This window comes from Streptomyces sp. NBC_01214 (genome assembly GCF_026340975.1).
GTDB lineage: Bacteria > Actinomycetota > Actinomycetes > Streptomycetales > Streptomycetaceae > Streptomyces.
This window is the reverse complement of sequence record NZ_JAPEOS010000001.1, coordinates 799,257-816,823: the sequence shown is the minus strand read 5'-3', so window position 1 is coordinate 816,823 and position 17,567 is coordinate 799,257. Positions and strand designations below refer to the sequence as shown.

Here is a 17,567-nt window from a genome sequence, read left to right as displayed (position 1 = left end):
AAGAGAACGCGCCCTCAGGGAATCGTTCAGGGGGAGCGTCATGCCCGACAGGAGAGCCCTTCCGGCCGGCTTCCGCTGGTCCCGCGGGCCGGTGTCCGAGCTGTTTTCCGGCCGGAACAACAGCTTGGGCCTCCTGCGGCTGTTCCTCGCGTCGGCCGTCGTGGTCTCGCACGCGGGCATCCTCGGCTTCGGCAGCCATGAGATCGGTCACGGCTTCTCGCAGGGGCAGATAGACCTCGGGAAGATGGCCGTCTTCGGCTTCTTCTTCCTCTCCGGCATCCTCGTGACGCGCAGCGGGAACCGGCTGCCCGTCGGCCGCTTCCTGTGGCACCGCGCGCTGCGCCTGCTGCCCGGGTTCTGGGTCTGCATGGCCGTCACGGCCTTCGCCGTGGCCCCTTTCCTGTACTGGCGGCAGCACGGCAGCACGGCGGGGTTCTGGGACCACCCGCAGGGACCCTTCGCCTACGTCGAGGCGAACTGGGCCGTCGGCGTCGGGCAGTGGGGGATCTCCGGTGTGATGGAGACGGGCACCACCAAGGGGCTCGCGCACAACGCGGCGATGAACGGCGCCCTGTGGTCGCTGGCCTACGAGATCCTCTGCTACCTCGGGGTCGGCCTGCTCGCGCTGGGCGGCTCGCTCGTGCGGTCCCGGCGGACCGTCCTGGCGGTGGCGGTGGTCCTGGGCGGCCTGGTCGTCGGTGACGCCGTCGGCAACCGTCTGAACGCCGGGGCGGGGACGGCGGCGCACGGCGGTGACCTGGTCATTCCGCTGATGGGCCCGCACAGCGTGAACTACATGGTCTACCTCGGCTTCGCCTTCGCCCTCGGTGCGGTGCTGGAGCTCTACAAGGAGCGCGTCCCGGTCAGCGACCCGCTGGCGGCGCTCAGCGCCGTGGTGTTCGTGCTGACCCTGCACTACGGGTACTTCTTCGCCCTGGGCGTGCCGGCCTTCTGCTACCTGCTGCTGTGGCTGGCCATCCGGCTGCCCAAGCCGTTCCAGCGGATCGGCGCCAAGCACGACTACTCGTACGGCATCTACATCTACGGCTTCCTCGTGCAGCAGGCGCTGGCCGTCCTCGGTGGCGCGCGCTGGGGTTTCGCCGCCTACCTGGGGCTCTCGCTGGCCGGCGCGCTGGTCGCGGCGGTGCTCTCCTGGCACCTGGTCGAACGCCCGGCGATGCGCCTGAAGGACATCGGCCGCCGGCGCCCCACGGACGGCGGCGTCCCGGCCCCCCGGCAGGGCGCCACCGCCGAGGGCCAGCAGCGCGTCTCGGTCTCCTGACCCGGGCTTGGGCTTGGGCTTGGGCCCGGACCGGTCCCGGTCAGGCCGGGAACTTGCGGTCGACCCACCTGAAGGTGAACTCGATCAGGGCGGCCGCGCCCACGGCGACGGCCACCGCGATCCACGGCACCGTGACGCCCACCAGCTTGAGCTGGAAGAAGTCCTGTAGCCACGGCACGACGAGGACGATCAGGAACGCCCCGCCCATCGCGCCGACCAGGGCCACCCGCCACCACGTGTAGGGGCGGGCGATGATCGCCAGTACCCACATGGACGTCAGGAACAGCGTCAGCGTGGCCGCGCTGGACTCGGCTTCGAGGGCTCCCTGGCCCGTGTAGTGGTGGCGGGCGATCAGGTACGAGACGAAGGTGGCCACGGCCGCGATGGCGCCGCCGGGGATCGCGTACCGCATGACCCGCTTCACGAAGTGCGGTTTCGCGCGCTCCTTGTTCGGGGCCAGGGCCAGGAAGAAGGCCGGGATGCCGATGGTGAGCGTGGACAGCAGCGTCAGGTGGCGGGGCAGGAAGGGGTACTCGACCTGCGAGCAGACCACCAGGATGGCCAGCAGCACCGAGTAGACCGTCTTCGTGAGGAAGAGGGTGGCCACGCGGGTGATGTTGCCGATGACCCGGCGGCCCTCGGCGACCACCGAGGGCAGGGTCGAGAAGCTGTTGTTGAGGAGGACGATCTGGGCCACCGCCTTGGTCGCCTCCGAGCCCGAGCCCATGCTGACGCCGATGTCCGCGTCCTTGAGGGCGAGCACGTCGTTGACTCCGTCGCCCGTCATGGCGACCGTGTGGCCCTTGGACTGGAGGGCTCCCACCATGTCCCGCTTCTGCTGCGGGCTGACCCGTCCGAAGACCGAGTTCTCGTCGAGGACCTTCGCCATGCCGGCCTGGTCGGCGGGGAGCTTCCGGGCGTCCACGGTGTTCTCGGCGCCGGGCAGACCCAGTTTGCCGGCGACCGCGCCGACGGAGACCGCGTTGTCGCCGGAGATGACCTTCGCCCTGACGTCCTGGTCCTCGAAGTAGCGCAGGGTGTCGGCGGCGTCGGGGCGCAGGCGCTGTTCCAGGACGACCAGGGCGGTCGGCCGGACCCCGGTGGCGACGGCCGCGTCGTCGAGTTCGCGGGCGGAGCGGGCCAGCAGCAGGACCCGTAGTCCCTGCTCGTTGAGGTCGTTGATCTCGTCGAGGGCCGGGTCCCCGGCGGGGAGCAGCACGTCGGGTGCGCCGAGCAGCCAGGTGTTGTTCTCCCCGTCGCCCTCGCTGAAGCTGGCGCCGCTGTACTTGCGGGCGGAGGAGAAGGGCAGGGACTCGGTGCAGCGCCACTCCGCCATGTCGGGGTAGGCGTCGATGATCGCCTGGAGGCTGGCGTTGGGGCGCGGGTCGGACTCCCCGAGGGCGCCGAGCACCTTCTTGACGTACGCCGGCTCGGCGCCGCCGAGGGGGCGCAGCTCGGTGACGTCCATGCCGCCCTCGGTGAGGGTGCCGGTCTTGTCGAGGCAGACCACGTCGACGCGGGCCAGGCCTTCGATGGCGGGGAGCTCCTGGACCAGGCACTGCTTGCGGCCGAGCCGGATGACGCCGATCGCGAAGGCCACGGAGGTGAGCAGGACGAGCCCCTCGGGGATCATCGGGACGATGCCGCCGACGGTCCGGGCGATGGAGTCCTTGAGGTTGTTGTCCTTGACGAGGAGCTGGCTGATGATCAGGCCGATCGAGGTCGGGATCATCATCCAGGTGACGTACTTGAGGATGGTGGAGATGCCGGAGCGCAGCTCGGAGTGGACGAGCGTGAAGCGGGAGGCTTCTTCGGCCAACTGGGCGGCGTAGGCCTCGCGGCCGACCTTGGTGGCGGTGAAGGCGCCGCCGCCGGCGACGACGAAGGAGCCGGACATGACCGGATCGCCGGGCTTCTTCAGGACGGGGTCGGCCTCGCCGGTGAGCAGGGATTCGTCGATCTCCAGGCCGTCGGCCTCGCCGACGGCCCCGTCGACGACGACCTTGTCGCCGGGGCCGAGTTCGATGACGTCGCCGAGGACGATCTCGGAGGTGGAGATCTCGGCGGTCCGGCCGTCGCGGCGCACGCTGGGTTTGACCTCGCCGATGACGGCGAGGCTGTCGAGGGTCTTCTTCGCGCGCAGTTCCTGGATGATGCCGATGCCGGTGTTCGCGACGATCACGAAGCCGAAGAGGCTGTCCTGGATCGGTGCGACGACGAGCATGATCGCCCAGAGCACGCCGATGATCGCGTTGAACCGGGTGAAGACGTTGGCGCGGACGATGTCGGTGGTGGAGCGGCTGCTCCGGACGGGAACGTCGTTGACCTCGCCCCGCGCGACGCGCTCGGCGACCTCGGCGGTGCTCAGCCCGCCCGGCTTGAACCGGGGCGCGGGCGGTCGCACCGGGTGTACGGGGTCCAGCTCCGCTCCCGCGTCGATGGCGGGGGCGGCCGTCCTGCCACCCGGCTCCGGCCCGTCGGATTCGGTTCCAGCCCGCTGCGTCATGCTTTCGACGTTAAGCGGGGTTCTTTCGGTTCACCCGCCGAAAAGTCCGAAGATCAGACCTCAGGATGACCCGAATCGTCCCCTGGTATCGCCGTGCGCCGTGCCGTGGGGCGGGGACGCTCCGGGATGTCCCCGCAGGCCGAGCGAACCCACCGCCGAACCACGGGCCGACCCGGTCAGGGGTTCGCGAGCCGAGGAGACGCCCCGGAGAGGCACCGCCCCACCGCGGAGCCACCGGACCCGCGCCCACGCGGCCGCTAGTGCACCTAGGCCTGCGGTCCCGAGCCTGCCTGCCCGTCCCGCTCGGCCCGCGCAGCGGCTTCGGCGTGACGCGCGAGCGCCGCGTCGCGGCCGCGGACGTACCAGATGCCGATCAGGCCGAGGAAGCCACCGGCCGCGCAGGTCCAGACCCACCACAGCTGGCCCCGGTCGGCGAACCACCCGTAGAAGGGCAGCTGGACCAGGAAGAGGGCGAACCACAGGATCGTGCCACCCGTGACGGTGGCGACGACGGGGCCCTCCAGGGGCTCGGGCGCCTCGTGCTTCGCAATCCATTTCGCCATGCGGCAAGTCTAGGCGGCGGGAAATGGCATCTACGCGCGGAGATGGACGCCCTTTCGTTCATGTGTTCATACTGAAACGGTTTGGGCGCGGCCCATTTTCTTCGTATGAACCACCCAATGAGGACCGTATGAGTACCCCGGCCCCCGCCCCCGTAGCCACCGCCCCGGAGCCTTCCCCCCAGGATCCGTCCGGCTCGCTGGACCGCTACTTCAAGATCTCCGAGCGCGGCTCGACCGTCGCCCGCGAGGTCCGCGGCGGCTTCGCGACCTTCTTCGCCATGGCCTACATCATCGTGCTGAACCCGATCATCCTGGGCAGCGCGAAGGACATGTACGGGCACCAACTCGACAACGGCCAGCTCGTGACGGCCACCGCCCTGACGGCGGCCTTCACCACCCTCCTCATGGGTGTCATCGGCAACGTCCCGATCGCGCTCGCCGCCGGCCTCGGCGTGAACACGGTCGTCGCGCTCCAGCTCGCCCCGCGCATGAGCTGGCCCGACGCCATGGGCATGGTGGTCCTGGCCGGCTTCGTGGTGATGCTGCTGGTCGCCACCGGCCTGCGCGAGCGGGTCATGAGCGCCGTGCCGCTCGGCCTGCGCAAGGGCATCGCCATCGGCATCGGCCTGTTCATCATGCTGATCGGCCTGGTGGACGCGGGCTTCGTCTCCCGCATCCCGGACGTCGCGCACACCACGGTCCCGCTCCAGCTCGGCGCCACCGGTCACCTGGACGGCTGGCCGGTCCTGATCTTCGTGATCGGCGTGCTGCTCACCCTCGCCCTGCTGATCCGCAAGGTCCCGGGCGCGATCCTGATCTCCATCGTGGCCATGACCGTCCTCGCCGTCGTGGTCCAGCTGGTCGCGAAGGTGCCCGACTCGGGCTGGGGCCTCACGGTCCCCGAGTGGCCCGGCAACCCGGTGGCCATGCCCGACTTCGGGCTCGTCGGCGAGGTCAGCCTGTTCGGCGGCTTCGACCAGGTCGGGATGCTCACCGGCGTCCTCTTCGTCTTCACCGTGCTGCTGTCCTGCTTCTTCGACGCCATGGGCACGATCCTCGGCGTCGGCGACGAGGCGAAGCTGATCGACAAGAAGACCGGCGAGTTCCCCGGGATCAACCGGGTCCTGCTGGTCGACGGCCTGGCGGTCGCCTCGGGCGGCGCCACCTCCTCCTCCGCGACCACCTGCTTCGTGGAGTCCACGGCCGGGGTCGGCGAGGGCGCCCGTACGGGTCTGGCGAACGTCGTGACGGGCGGCCTCTTCTCCGTGGCGCTGTTCCTCACCCCGCTCGCCACCATGGTCCCGTCCCAGGCGGCCACCCCGGCGCTCGTGGCGGTCGGCTTCCTGATCCTGGCGGGCTCGGTCAAGGACATCGACTGGAGCGACTTCACCATCGCCGTCCCGGCCTTCCTGGCCATGGTGATGATGCCCTTCACCTACTCGATCACCAACGGCATCGGCATCGGCTTCGTGAGCTTCTGCGCACTGCGTCTGGCGACCGGCCGGGGCCGCGGGGTCCCGGTGGCCATGTACGTGGTGTCGGCGGTGTTCGTCTTCTACTACGCGATGCCCGCCCTCGGCCTCGCCCAGTAGCTCACGTCAGCCCGTAGAACTTCTCTGTCTCGTCGACGGCCGCCTTGAAGCGCTCGTCGAAGTCATCGCGAATGAGCGTCCGGACCACATAGTCCTGGACGCTCATTCCGCGTTTGGCGGCGTGGATCCGGAGCCTGTCGAGGAGCTCCCCGTCTATGCGCATGCTCAGCACATGTGTCCCCATGCCGAAAGAGTCGGGGCACAGGACGCGTACGCGGGTGGCTTTCAGCCGCCGACTCACCCGTACGAGTGACCCCCGGGGTATGCCTGAAACCGGTTTTCCTTAGAGAGAGTAATGAGTTATTCTAAGTACATGCATGACCTTTCCCATGGCGACGACGCAGCCGCCGTGAACGACCTCCGCTCCGCCGTGATGCGGCTGGGGCGACGCCTGAAGCACCAGCGCGTCGACGAGTCGCTGAGCCCGACCGAGATGTCGGTCCTCGGCACCCTCGCCCGCTGCGGCCAGGCCACACCCGGCGAGCTCGCACGGCGGGAGCACGTCCAGCCGCCGTCGATGACGCGCATTGTCGCGTTGCTGGAAGCCAAGGGACTGGTCACGCTGGAACCGCACCCCGACGACCGCCGCCAGAAGGTGGTCCGCCAGACGGAGGAGGCCGAAGCGATGCTCGAAGAGAGCCGCCGCAAGCGCAACGCCTTCCTGGCCGGGCTCGCGGCCGAGCTGACCGAGGACGAATGGGCCAAGCTCCGCGCGGCCGCACCCGTCCTGGAGAAGCTCGCGCACCTGTAAGGAACGACGCCAGGAGGCGAACGCTTTTGAGTACGGGAACCGGAGCAGACTCCGCACCCGGCCACATATCCACCACACCTACCGCCGCGCGCACCGCGGCACCCGCGGGCAAGGGCTCCATGTTCAGCTCGCTGAAGATCCGGAACTACCGGCTCTTCGCCACCGGCCAGGTCGTCTCCAACACGGGCACCTGGATGCAGCGCATCGCCCAGGACTGGCTGGTCCTCTCGCTGACGGGCTCCGCCTCAGCCGTCGGCATCACCATCGCCCTGCAGTTCCTGCCGATGCTGCTGTTCGGCCTCTACGGCGGCGTACTCGCCGACCGGCTGCCCAAGCGGCCGCTGCTCCTCGCCACCCAGAGCGCGATGGGCCTGACCGGCATCGCCCTCGCCGTCCTCACCCTGGCCGGACACGTCCAGGTGTGGCACGTCTACCTCGCCGCCTTCGCGATCGGCCTGGTCACCGTGGTCGACAACCCGGCCCGCCAGACCTTCGTCTCCGAGATGGTCGGCAAGGACCAGGTGGCCAATGCCGTCAGCCTGAACTCCGCCAACTTCCAGTCCGCGCGGCTGGTCGGCCCGGCGATCGCCGGTGTGCTGATCACCGCCGTCGGCTCCGGCTGGGCCTTCCTGCTGAACGGGCTGTCCTTCGCCGCGCCCCTCGCCGGCCTGCTGCTGATGCGCACCGACGAACTGCACCCGGTCGAGCCGAGGCCCCGCGCCAAGGGGCAGCTGCGCGAAGGCCTGCGCTACGTCGCCGGCCGCCCGGAGCTGATCTGGCCGATCGTGCTCGTGGGCTTCATCGGCACCTTCGGGTTCAACTTCCCGATCTGGCTCTCGGCCTACGTCAGCGACGTCTTCCACGGGGACGCGGGCACCTACGGGCTCTTCAACACCCTGATCGCGGCCGGCTCCCTGGTGGGCGCCCTGCTCGCGGCCCGGCGCGGACACTCCCGCCTGCGGGTGTTGGTGGCCGCGGCCGTGCTGTTCTCGGTCCTGCTCCTGGTGACCGCCTTCGCACCCGGCTTCTTGCTGTTCGCCGCCCTGCTCGTGCCCATCGGGATCTTCGGCCTGACGGTCAACGTCACCGCCAACTCGAGCGTGCAGATGGCGACCGACCCCGAGATGCGGGGCCGGGTCATGGCCCTGTTCATGATGGTGTTCACCGGCGGCACCCCGCTCGGCGCCCCGCTGCTGGGCTGGATCACCGACACCTACGGCGCCCGGATCGGCATGGCCTCGGGCGCGGTGATCTCCCTGGCCGCGTCGGTCGCGATCGCGGTGGTCCTGGCCCGGGTCGGCAACCTCCGACTGCGGGTGGACCGGCACGGCGTGACCTTCGTCCCGGCCGTTGCGCCCCGCCGCGAACTGGTGACGGTGGCCTGAGCCGGGGCCGGCCTCCCGGAGCTCCGCCCCGGACCCCGCCGGACCCCGCCCGGACCCGACCGGACCCGCGCCTCAAACGCCGGCGAGGCTGCACTTCAGCCCCGCCGGCGATCGAGGCGCCTACGCTCACCGGCATGAGACTGTTCGCAGCCGTCCTACCACCAGAGGCAGCCGTCGCCGAGCTGGCCCGGGCCGTCGACCCCCTGCACGACGACCGGCTGACGTGGACCGCTCGAGCGGGCTGGCACTTCACGCTCGCCTTCATGGGCGAGGTACGGGACGAGGTGCTCCCGGAGCTGCACGCCCGTCTGGAGCGGGCCGCCCACCGCACCGCCCCCTTCGCCCTGCGGCTGCACGGCTGCGGCCACTTCGGGGAGCGCGCCCTGTGGACCGGCGCCGCCGGGGAGCTCGCCGCCCTGCAGATGCTCGCCGAGCGGGCCGACGCCGCCGCCCGGCGGGCCGGCGTACCGATGGAGCAGCACCGCCGGTACAACCCGCACCTCACCTTGGCCCGCAACCGCAGCGCCACCACCCCGCTGCGGCCCTACCTGGACGCCCTCGCGGACTTCGAGGGCACTGCCTGGCAGGTCGACACCCTGAGCCTGGTCCGCAGCAACCTTCCCGTCAGCGGAGTGCCGGGCGAGCAGCCCCGCTACGAGACCGTCGGGGCCTGGCAGCTCGGCGGCTGAACCCGCACTCCCCCGGCATGGACCGGGGGGCGTGCGGGAGGGCAGACGGGCCGCGTTACGCTCGATGGGTGGATCCCAAGACCAGAAACCGTGTGATGGCCGGTGTGCTCGTGCTGATGTTCCTCGTCGTGGCCGTGGCGGCTGCCGTCGGCCAGTAACCCCTAGTAACCCCGGACCGGACCTACCGGGCGAAGGCCTCCGGCGACGTCCCAGGACCTCCTGCGGCAGCTCCAGCTCCACCGCGCACAGCGCCGAGTCGAGCTGCTCCTGCGTGCGCGGCCCGACGATCGGCCCGGTGACCCCGGGGCGCGTCAGCAGCCAGGCCAGCCCGACCTCGCCCGGCTCCAGGCCGTGCTTGTCCAGCAGGTCCTCGTACGCCTGCACCTGCGCGCGTCCGGCGGTGTTCGCCATGCGTGCCAGGGCCGAGATCTCCGCGAGGAGATCCGGACCTTGCCGTTCTCGATCCGGCTGATCTTCGACTGGGACATGTTGCAGCGCGCCGCGACCCGGGCCCCGGAGAGACCGGATCGCTTGCGCAGCTCGCCGAGCTTGTCGGCCAACTCCCGGCTGGAGTGGCCCATCCGCTCGATCTCGAAGCGCAGGTAGTCCGAGAGTGACTGCGTGACGATGTGCACGCGGCCGATACTCCCGCCTGCTGCCGTGTGCTTGCGGATCAGGTCCGTCCACGAATCCTCGTAGGGCCCGTGGACGCGGGCACCGTTCTTGGAGGTACTGCGGCAGCATCTCAAGCCTCCACGCCTCGGTCTTGACGATGCGCGTTGTCGCACAAACGGGCGGCTGCACGGGCAGCTCTTGCCTGGAGTGGACTCGAAGCAGTTGGCTTGGGTCCCATGAAGTACACGCAGCTCGGACGCACCGGACTCAAGGTCAGCCGACTTGTACTCGGCACGATGAACTTCGGTCCGCAAACAGACGAACCGACCAGCCACGGAATCCTGGATGCCGCGCTCGACGCGGGTCTGAACTTCGTGGACACGGCCAATGTGTACGGGTGGGGTGAGAACAAGGGCCGCACCGAGGAGATCATCGGCACCTGGTTCGCCCAGGGCGGTGGCCGGCGCGAGAAGACGGTCCTGGCCACCAAGGTCTACGGCTCCATGTCCCGCGAGGGCGAGACCTGGCCGAACGAGGACCGGCTGTCGGCGCTGAACATCCGCCGGGCCGTCGAAGCCAGCCTCAAGCGGCTCCAGACCGACCACATCGACCTGTACCAGTTCCACCACATCGACCGCCGGACCCCCTTCGAGGAGATCTGGCAGGCCGTTGACGTCCTCATCCAGCAGGGCAAGATCCTCTACGCGGGCTCCTCCAACTTCCCCGGCTACAAGATCGCCCAGGCCAACGAGACGGCCGCCCGGCGCGGGATGGTCGGCCTGGTCAGCGAGCAGTGCCTCTACAACCTCGCCGAGCGGCGGGCCGAGATGGAGGTCATCCCGGCTGCCCAGGAGTACGGCCTCGGGGTCATCCCGTGGTCCCCGCTGCACGGCGGCGTGCTCGGCGGGGTCATCAAGAAGGAGGTCGAGGGCGGCCGCCGGGCCTCCGGGCGGGCAGCGGACGCGCTGGCCAACAGCACGGTACGCGCGCAGATCCAGGCGTACGAGGACCTGCTGGAGAAGCACGGACTGGAGCCCGGCGAAACCGCCCTGGCCTGGCTGCTCACGCGGCCGGGCGTGACGGGCCCCATCGTCGGCCCGCGCACCGCCGAACAGCTCGACAGCGCCCTGCGCGCGCTGGAGCTGGAGCTGAGCGAGGAGGTGCTGACCGGACTGGACGAGATCTTCCCCGGGCCGGGACCGTCCCCGGAGGCTTTCGCCTGGTGATCAGGTAGCCGCACGTACGGTGGTCGTCGTCCCTTCGCTCCGGGCGGCGACCACCTCCTGCTCAAGCTGGCGTTGCAATGCCTGCTTGGCTGTCGAAGAAGTTGATGCCCGGGTCGAGGGCGGAGTCCATGATCGAGTGACTTTCGGGCTCCCCGCTCTGGGGGCCGAAGTTCATGGTGCCGAGCACGAGTCGGCTGACCTTGAGGCCGGTGCGTCCGAGCTGCGTGTACGTCTGGGACCCAAGCCCACTGCTTCGAGTGCGCTCGAAGCAAGACCCCGTCGTGAAGGGCGCGTTACAGCCCCTGAGCGGGCCGGTAGGGACCGCCGATCCCCCATGCCTGGTGCAGGACGGCCGCGAACTCGCCCGCCAGCCGGTGCTCGCCCGAGGCGTTCGGGTGAGTGCCGTCGTAGGTGTCGCGGTGGATGTCGTACGCGTCCGGGCGCGCCGCCAGCACGATCGGCGAGGCATCGGTCGTCAGGTCGGCGACCGCCTTCGCGAGGAGCTCGTTGAAGCGGGCCACCTCGGCCTCGAAGGGGGCGTCCTCCTCGGCCCGGCTGTTCGGGATGACCGGCAGCAGCACCATGCGGACGTCGGGGCGGGCGGCGCGGGCCCCGGCGACGAACCGGCGGACGTTGGCGGCGGTCTGCTCGGCGTCGGTGTAGAAGCCGAGGTCGATCAGGCCCAGGGAGACCAGCAGGACGTCGGCGCCGGTGTCGGCGACCGCGGGACCTATGAGGGGGGCCATGTGCTGCCAGCCCTCGCCCCAGCCGGCCAGGTGGCGGCGGGCGGGCTCCGGGAAGCAAGGGTCGGCGTACGCGTGGCTGCTGGGCGTGTCGGCGACGGTGTCGTACAGCTCGCAGCGCGGACCGACGATCCGGTAGGGGCCGCCGAAGGTCGAGCTGAGGTGCTGCCACATCCGGTAGCGCCAGGTGTAGTCGCCGGCGCGTCCGATGGTCATGGAGTCGCCGACGAACATGAAACGCATCCGGTCATCATCGCGGATCGCGCGACAGAAACCCCTGTGACGCCGGACACGCGGCACGTACTGGCAGGCTGGGGGAATGCGCCTGCCCATGCCGTCCGCCGCCGCGTCCGCCGCCGTTGCCACCACCGCCGCCGTCGCCGCCGCACTCGCCGTGCTGCCGGGCCCGGCCCTCGCGGCGGAGACCCCCGCCACGTCCTCCTTCACCATCTCCGACCCGCGGATCAAGGAGTCGAGCGGCCTGGCCGCCAGCCGGATCCACCCGGGCGTGTACTGGACGCACAACGACAGCGACGACGGCCCGTACATCTACGCGGTGGACTCGGCGTCGGGCAGGACGGTGGCCCGCGTGACGCTGAAGGGGATCGGCACGCCGCGCGACGTCGAGGCGATCTCGCTGGGCCCGGACGGGCAGCTCTACGTGGGGGACATCGGCGACAACCGCAACGGCACCTGGGACCACGTGTGGATCTACCGCTTCCCGGAACCGAAGCAACTGGGTGACGTCACGGTCGAGGCGACGCAGTTCACGGTGAAGTACGCGGACGGGGCGCGCAACGCGGAGGCCCTGATGGTCCATCCGGTGACGGGACGCGTCTACATCGCGAGCAAGGACGAGAACAAGGGCGGCCTGTACGAGGGCCCCGCGGAGCTGACGACGGGCGGCACGAACGTGTTCCGGCGGGTCGCCGCCGTGCCGTGGGTGACGGACGGGGCGTTCTCCCCCGACGGCACCCGACTGACGTTGCGGGGCTACTTCACGGCCCGCACCTACCCGTGGAAGGACGGCCTGCCGGTGGGCGAGGGCGAGCGGGTGGACGCGCCGTGGCAGGGGCAGGCGGAGTCGGTGACGTACACGCCGGACGGCTCCACGCTGATGTTCGGCGCGGAGGGCGAGGGCAGCCGGGTCATCGCGATCCCGGTGTCCGCCGCGGCCGCCTCGGCTTCGGCGTCACCGCAGCCGGGCGCCCCGTCGGGGGCGGCCCCCGCGTCGGAGCCGACGGGCAGCTTCGGCAAGGGGGCCCTCGTCCTGGCGGGCGGCCTGATCCTCGTCCTCGGCGCCAAACGCCTCCTCCGCCGCCGCGGCTGACCCAGCCCCCGCCACCCCATCCGACCCCGCCGGACCCATCCGGCTCCGCCCGCCCCCTCCGGCTCCGCCGACCCAACCCGGCCCCGGCGTGCCGATCCGGCTTCGCCGGGCCAATCCAGCCCCTCCGGCGTTTGGGGAGCGGGGACCGGGGCGGAGCCCCGGCAACGGCGCGGGCGCCGAACCACCTCGTTCCGGGTGCGGCGCCGTTGCGGGGGCGCTGCCCCCGAGCCCCCGCTCCTCAAACGCCGGAGGGGCTGAATGTGCCCGGGGGGGCTGAATCGGCGGAGCCGGATGGGGTCGGTTACTCCTCGTGGATCGGGATGCGGCCGTTCACCGGCGCCGGGGGCGTGGTGGCCGGCGGCGGGGTCTGGCCCATCGTGGCCAGGAGTTGGCGGGCCACGCCCAGACCCGTACCGCCCATCGTGAGCGCCTTCGCGAACATCTCCGACATGCCCTCGGCCCCGTTCAGCAGGACCATGTGCTCCACGTTCCCGAAGGCCCCCGCGCCCGCCTCCACGATCGCCGGCCAGTTCTCGGCCAGCTGCTGCGCGACGACCGCCTCCTGGTTCTCCGCCAGCGCGGCGGCCCGCGCCTTGATCGCTTCCGCCTCGGCGAGACCGCGGGCCTTCGCCGACTCCGCCTCCGCCAGGCCCCGCGCCTGCGTGGCCGCGGCCTCCGCCTCACCGGTCGCCCGCGTGGCCTTCGCCGACGCGATGCCCCGCGCCTCCACGGCCTGCGCGTCGGCGGTCGCCGCCGTCGTCACCCGCGTCGCCTCGGCGGCCGCCGCGAGCTCCGTCTCGCGCGCCTTCGCCTGCGCCGCGGAGATCCGCGCGTCGCGCTCGGCCTCGGCCCGGGTGCGGGTCTCGTACGCCGCCGCGTCCGCCGGTTTGCGCACGTCCGCCTGCAGTTGCTGCTCGCGCCGGTGCGCCTCGAGCTCCGCGACCCGGGTCTCCTGGACGACGACCTCCTGGCGGGCTGCCGCCTCCGACAGCGGGCCCGCCTGGCGGGCCGTCGCCGCCGCCTTGTCCCGCTCGGCCTGGTAGCCGGCCTGGAGGATCTCGCTGTCCCGCGTCGCCTCGGCCATCCGGGCGAAGGCGGCCTGCTCGGCCTCCGTGGCCAGCCGGTTCGCCTCGGCCTGCGCGATCCGCGCGTCCCGCTGTACGGCCGCCGCGTGCGGCATCGCCAGGTTCTTGATGTAGCCGGTCGGGTCCTCGATCTCGTGGATCTGCAGCGAGTCGACGATCAGGCCGAGCTTCTCCATCTCGGTACCGCAGGCCATCCGGGTCTGGCCCGTCAGCTTCTCCCGGTCGCGGATCATGTCCTCGACCGTCAACCCGCCCACGATGGACCGCAGGTGGCCCGCGAAGACGATGTGCACGCGCTCGGGCATCATCTTCTGCTGGTCCAGGAAACGACGGGCCGCGTTGGCGATCGACACGAGGTCGTCACCGACCTTGAAGATGACGACGCCCTTCACCCGCAGCGGGATGCCCTGGTGGGTGACGCAGTCCACGGACAGCTGCGTCTCGTTGAGGTCCAAGGACAGTTTGCGTACCGCCTGCACGCCCGGGAGCACGAGCGTCCCCCGCCCGGTGACGATCCGGAACCCCATGCCCTGCCCGAGGCCCTCGGTCTTGTGCGTGGAGCCGGAGATGACGAGTGCCTCGTTCGGTTCGGCCACCCGCCACATGAGCTTGAACAGGCCGATCAGAGCCACGATTGCGACGAGAACGATTCCCGCCACGACGCCGATAGCCATCGGCAACGCCCCCTTAGCGCGGTGCCGTTCGGCACCGACGAGGCCGAGTCTGCGCCTGCCGCGGCCCCGCCGGAAGATGCGGGCCGCGTCTTGTCGCCATCCTGATACGTACAGGTGGGACGGGGCGTCAGTTGTCGTAGGCGGCCATCACGTACACCGTGCGCGGGGGCAGGTACTCGACCACCGTCACCACCGTCCCGACGGCGAGCCGGCCGGTCCCCGTGACCGGGTGGGCGAGGAAGTGCTCCGCCCCGCCCCGGATCCGTACGATGACCTCGCCCACCAGCCCCGGGCCGACCGTCCCGGTCACCCGGCCGGTCAGTCCCACCATGTCCGCGTCGGCGCCCGTGTCCCCCATGGGGCGAGGGTACGCCGCACGGCTGCCGGACGGAGCCGAGCGGGGCTTGTCGAGCGGGCTACGAGTGGCCGAGGTCCGCGGCCGGCAGGTCCGACTCCGAGACCGGGACCGAGCCGGTGTCGGGGGCCGGTCGCAAGGTGAACTCGTCCGAGGCCATCGAGTCGAGCACGGGCGGCGGCGGCCGCAGCGGCGCCGGCATGACCGCGGCCTCCGAGTGGCCGCCGCAGCCGTAGGACAGCGACACCAGACGGCCGTCGGCCGGGCTGAACTCGTTCGCGCAGACGCCGAAGGCCTGGCCGAGCGAGCCGCCGATGGCGACGAGGAAGCCGCAGGAGACGCAGGACGCGGGCGCGGCCTGCGCCATCGGGGTCTTGGCGCCGAAGGACTCGTCCCAACGGTCGGCGGCGGTGTGCAGCCCGTACCGCGAGAGCACGCGCGCCCGGCGCATGCCCAGTTCCTCGGCGACCGAGGTGATGGAGCCGCGTACGGGGACCACCGCGCGGTCGGTGACGTCGGCGTCCTCGGCCTCGACCAGTTCGGCCATCTCGGTGGAGACCACCGAGTTCGGCGGCGGGGCGTCCTCGCCCGACCAGCCCGGCTCCAGGCGCAGGTCCTCGGCGTCGGTGGGCAGCAGGTCGCCGGGGCCCATGTCGCCGGGGCGCAGCCGCTCGCTCCACGGCACCCACTCGGGGGCCAGCAGCGCGTCGTCGCCGGGCAGCAGCACCGTTTCGTCGAGGGTGACGTTCTTCGCGCGGGAGGCGCGGGTCACGGTGACGGCCCAGCGCCAGCCGCGGTAGCCCGGCTCCTTGGACTCGAAGAAGTGGGTGACGACGCGGTCGCCCTCCGCCACGGCGGAGACGTGCGCGCCGACCACTCCGGGGAAGGCGGCCTCCTCGGCCGCCGCGCGGGCGAGTTCTACCGCCTCGACGCAGAGGCGGTCGGGGGTACGCGGGGTACGGCTTCGCGTCGCAGCACTCACTGGTCTCGTTCTCTCCTACGCCGTCTCACGTGTGCGCCGTCCGTACTGTCGTCCACAACGACCCGTCGGTGCTGTCCGTACGGGGCACGGGCGGAGCGGACCAGAGGGCCGCGTCGACGTCCGCACCCGATCGGACTCCGGGCGCACCTCACTGCAACCCATTCTGCGGGATCACGAAGAGGCGCGCGGCCAGGAGCATCCGCCGGTGGCGCGCTACGCACGCTACCTCCTCTTAAGCCTCGGGCACACATGCAAGGTCCGATTCGCGGACAAGCCACCGGCCGCGCGACGCGCCGGGAGGCGCCCCGGCAGGGCCGGGTGGGGCACTATGTCGAGTGTGGCACCCGTACGGTCGTCCGACGACGGCTCGGGACCGGCCAGGCGGGCCGGCCGGGCTGTCGGGCGTGCGCTGCACCTTCCGGCGCGGGGGATCCGGCGGGCCACGCACGCGCACGGGGCGGGGGAATCTGGCCTCGGCAAGTTGATCGAGCTGCACGCCATCAACGGCGCCGGCGATGTGATGATCACGGTGGCGTTGGCGTCGACGGTGTTCTTCTCCGTTCCCACGGACGAGGCGCGCAGCCGGGTGGCCCTGTACCTGGCGATCACGATGGCCCCCTTCACCGTGCTGGCCCCGGTGATCGGTCCGCTGCTGGACCGGCTGCCGCACGGCCGGCGGGCGGCGATGGCGACGTCGATGCTGGCCCGCGCGCTCTTGGCGCTGCTGATGTCGGGTGCGGTGGCCACGGGGGGCATCGAGCTGTATCCGGCGGCACTGGGCGTACTGGTGGCGTCCAAGGCGTACGGGGTGGTCCGCAGTGCGGTGGTGCCCCGGCTGTTGCCGCCGAAATTCTCACTCGTCAAGGCGAACTCCCGGGTCACGTTGGCGGGTCTGCTGGCGACGGGCGCGGCGGCGCCGGTGGGGGCCGCCCTGCATCTGATCGGGCCGCCGTGGCCGCTGTACGGGGCCTGCGTGATCTTCGTGTGGGGGACCTTCGCGGCGTTCACGCTGCCGCACAAGGTGGACGAGGCCAAGGGCGAGCGCCGGGCGCGGCTGTCCACGCACGAGGCGCACTCGAAGCGGCCGGGCCTGCGGACGGTCAGCCGTTCGGTGCTGTGCGGGCTGCTGGCGAACGCCTCGATGCGTGCGCTGTCCGGGTTCCTGATCTTCTTCCTGGCGTTCCTGCTGCGCGAGCATCCCGTGGCGGGGCAGAGCGCGGCGGTGTCGCTGGGCATCGTGGGCGTCTCGGCGGGCGTGGGCAACGCCTGCGGTACGGCGGTGGGGGCGTGGCTGCGGGCGCGGGCGCCGGAGGCGATCATCGCGGCGGTGCTGTGCCTGACCCTGGGCGTGGCGGTGCTCGCGGCGGTGTTCTTCAGCGCGCTGTTCATGGCCGTGCTGGCTGCGACGGCGGGCTTCTGCCAGGCGCTGGCGAAGCTGTCGCTGGACGCGATGATCCAGCGGGACGTGCCGGAGGCGGTGCGGACCTCGGCCTTCGCGCGTTCGGAAACGCTGCTCCAGGTGGCGTGGGTCCTGGGCGGCGCGATCGGCATCGTGCTGCCGCTGAACGGGGTACTGGGGATGTCGGTGGCCGCGGCGATCGTGGCCCTGGGCACGACGATGGCGCTGCGCGGCGTCGCCACGGCGCCCCGCCACCACCAAGGCGCCTCCCGCCCCCGGGTCGCCTAGCGCGCCACCGCCGGGGCTCCGCCCCGCACCCCGTACGTGCGCTTCGCGCCCGTGCCCTCAAACGCCGGGCGGGCTGGACAATCCAGCCCCGCCAGGGGGCAC

15 protein-coding genes and 3 pseudogenes are annotated in these 17,567 nt (G+C 71.4%); 8 read left to right on the top strand and 10 right to left on the bottom strand.

Annotated elements, in window-relative coordinates:
- Positions 1-40: 40 nt before the first annotated feature.
- Positions 41-1,282 (top strand): acyltransferase, encoded by a 1,242-nt coding sequence (locus OG594_RS04075; protein ID WP_266595212.1) that lies wholly within the window; start codon positions 41-43, stop codon positions 1,280-1,282.
- Positions 1,283-1,322: 40 nt separating this feature from the next.
- Here OG594_RS04075 and OG594_RS04070 read toward each other — a convergent pair whose 3' ends face one another.
- Together OG594_RS04070 and OG594_RS04065 are read right to left on the bottom strand one after the other, a co-directional pair.
- Positions 1,323-3,788: a cation-translocating P-type ATPase gene (locus OG594_RS04070; protein WP_266595209.1), complete on the bottom strand. Its 2,466-nt coding sequence runs from the start codon at positions 3,786-3,788 to the stop codon at positions 1,323-1,325.
- Between the two features lie 266 nt (positions 3,789-4,054).
- Positions 4,055-4,351, bottom strand: a complete 297-nt coding sequence (locus tag OG594_RS04065; RefSeq protein WP_266595207.1) for a DUF2530 domain-containing protein — start codon at positions 4,349-4,351, stop codon at positions 4,055-4,057.
- A 128-nt stretch (positions 4,352-4,479) separates the two neighbouring features.
- On the opposite strand from OG594_RS04065, the gene OG594_RS04060 reads away from it, so the two are divergent.
- Positions 4,480-5,943 (top strand): NCS2 family permease, encoded by a 1,464-nt coding sequence (locus tag OG594_RS04060; protein ID WP_266595205.1) that lies wholly within the window; start codon positions 4,480-4,482, stop codon positions 5,941-5,943.
- A gap of 1 nt (position 5,944) precedes the next feature.
- On the opposite strand, the gene OG594_RS04055 is transcribed toward OG594_RS04060, so the two are convergent.
- Complete coding sequence (locus OG594_RS04055; protein ID WP_030010567.1) at positions 5,945-6,127, bottom strand: hypothetical protein; 183 nt, start codon at positions 6,125-6,127, stop codon at positions 5,945-5,947.
- A gap of 129 nt (positions 6,128-6,256) precedes the next feature.
- Between OG594_RS04055 and OG594_RS04050 the strand changes: the two genes are divergently transcribed.
- The 3 genes from OG594_RS04050 (at position 6,257) to thpR (ending at position 8,768) form a co-directional block, all read left to right on the top strand.
- Positions 6,257-6,694: a MarR family winged helix-turn-helix transcriptional regulator gene (locus OG594_RS04050; protein WP_030010566.1), complete on the top strand. Its 438-nt coding sequence runs from the start codon at positions 6,257-6,259 to the stop codon at positions 6,692-6,694.
- A gap of 26 nt (positions 6,695-6,720) precedes the next feature.
- Positions 6,721-8,079 (top strand): MFS transporter, encoded by a 1,359-nt coding sequence (locus OG594_RS04045; RefSeq protein ID WP_266595202.1) that lies wholly within the window; start codon positions 6,721-6,723, stop codon positions 8,077-8,079.
- 134 nt (positions 8,080-8,213) lie between these two features.
- Positions 8,214-8,768: an RNA 2',3'-cyclic phosphodiesterase gene (thpR, locus tag OG594_RS04040; protein ID WP_266595200.1), complete on the top strand. Its 555-nt coding sequence runs from the start codon at positions 8,214-8,216 to the stop codon at positions 8,766-8,768.
- A gap of 210 nt (positions 8,769-8,978) precedes the next feature.
- On the opposite strand, the pseudogene OG594_RS04035 reads toward thpR, so the two are convergent.
- Both OG594_RS04035 and OG594_RS47020 read right to left on the bottom strand, forming a co-directional pair.
- A pseudogene (locus tag OG594_RS04035) lies at positions 8,979-9,179 on the bottom strand (aldo/keto reductase); the annotation flags it as partial.
- Positions 9,180-9,253: 74 nt separating this feature from the next.
- Positions 9,254-9,556, bottom strand: a pseudogene (locus OG594_RS47020) (DUF6879 family protein); the annotation flags it as partial.
- A 63-nt stretch (positions 9,557-9,619) separates the two neighbouring features.
- Here OG594_RS47020 and OG594_RS04025 point away from each other — a divergent pair.
- The gene (locus OG594_RS04025; protein WP_266595198.1) at positions 9,620-10,609 is read left to right on the top strand and encodes an aldo/keto reductase; all 990 of its coding nucleotides are present in this window, start codon (positions 9,620-9,622) and stop codon (positions 10,607-10,609) included.
- Between the two features lie 91 nt (positions 10,610-10,700).
- On the opposite strand, the pseudogene OG594_RS04020 reads toward OG594_RS04025, so the two are convergent.
- A pseudogene (locus OG594_RS04020) lies at positions 10,701-10,838 on the bottom strand (aldo/keto reductase); the annotation flags it as partial.
- 64 nt (positions 10,839-10,902) lie between these two features.
- A complete protein-coding gene (locus tag OG594_RS04015; RefSeq protein ID WP_266595196.1) occupies positions 10,903-11,595 on the bottom strand; it encodes a GDSL-type esterase/lipase family protein in 693 nt (230 codons plus the stop codon).
- 76 nt (positions 11,596-11,671) lie between these two features.
- Between OG594_RS04015 and OG594_RS04010 the strand changes: the two genes are divergently transcribed.
- Positions 11,672-12,682, top strand: a complete 1,011-nt coding sequence (locus tag OG594_RS04010; RefSeq protein ID WP_266595194.1) for a WD40 repeat domain-containing protein — start codon at positions 11,672-11,674, stop codon at positions 12,680-12,682.
- A gap of 301 nt (positions 12,683-12,983) precedes the next feature.
- Here OG594_RS04010 and OG594_RS04005 read toward each other — a convergent pair whose 3' ends face one another.
- The 3 genes from OG594_RS04005 to OG594_RS03995 form a co-directional block, all read right to left on the bottom strand.
- A complete protein-coding gene (locus OG594_RS04005; RefSeq protein WP_266595192.1) occupies positions 12,984-14,441 on the bottom strand; it encodes a flotillin family protein in 1,458 nt (485 codons plus the stop codon).
- 127 nt (positions 14,442-14,568) lie between these two features.
- Positions 14,569-14,772, bottom strand: coding sequence for a hypothetical protein (locus OG594_RS04000; protein ID WP_266602580.1), 204 nt, complete (start codon positions 14,770-14,772; stop codon positions 14,569-14,571).
- Between the two features lie 85 nt (positions 14,773-14,857).
- The gene (locus OG594_RS03995; RefSeq protein WP_266595190.1) at positions 14,858-15,778 is read right to left on the bottom strand and encodes a DUF3027 domain-containing protein; all 921 of its coding nucleotides are present in this window, start codon (positions 15,776-15,778) and stop codon (positions 14,858-14,860) included.
- Positions 15,779-16,106: 328 nt separating this feature from the next.
- On the opposite strand from OG594_RS03995, the gene OG594_RS03990 reads away from it, so the two are divergent.
- Positions 16,107-17,465, top strand: a complete 1,359-nt coding sequence (locus tag OG594_RS03990) for an MFS transporter (protein WP_266595188.1) — start codon at positions 16,107-16,109, stop codon at positions 17,463-17,465.
- Positions 17,466-17,567 lie beyond the last annotated feature (102 nt).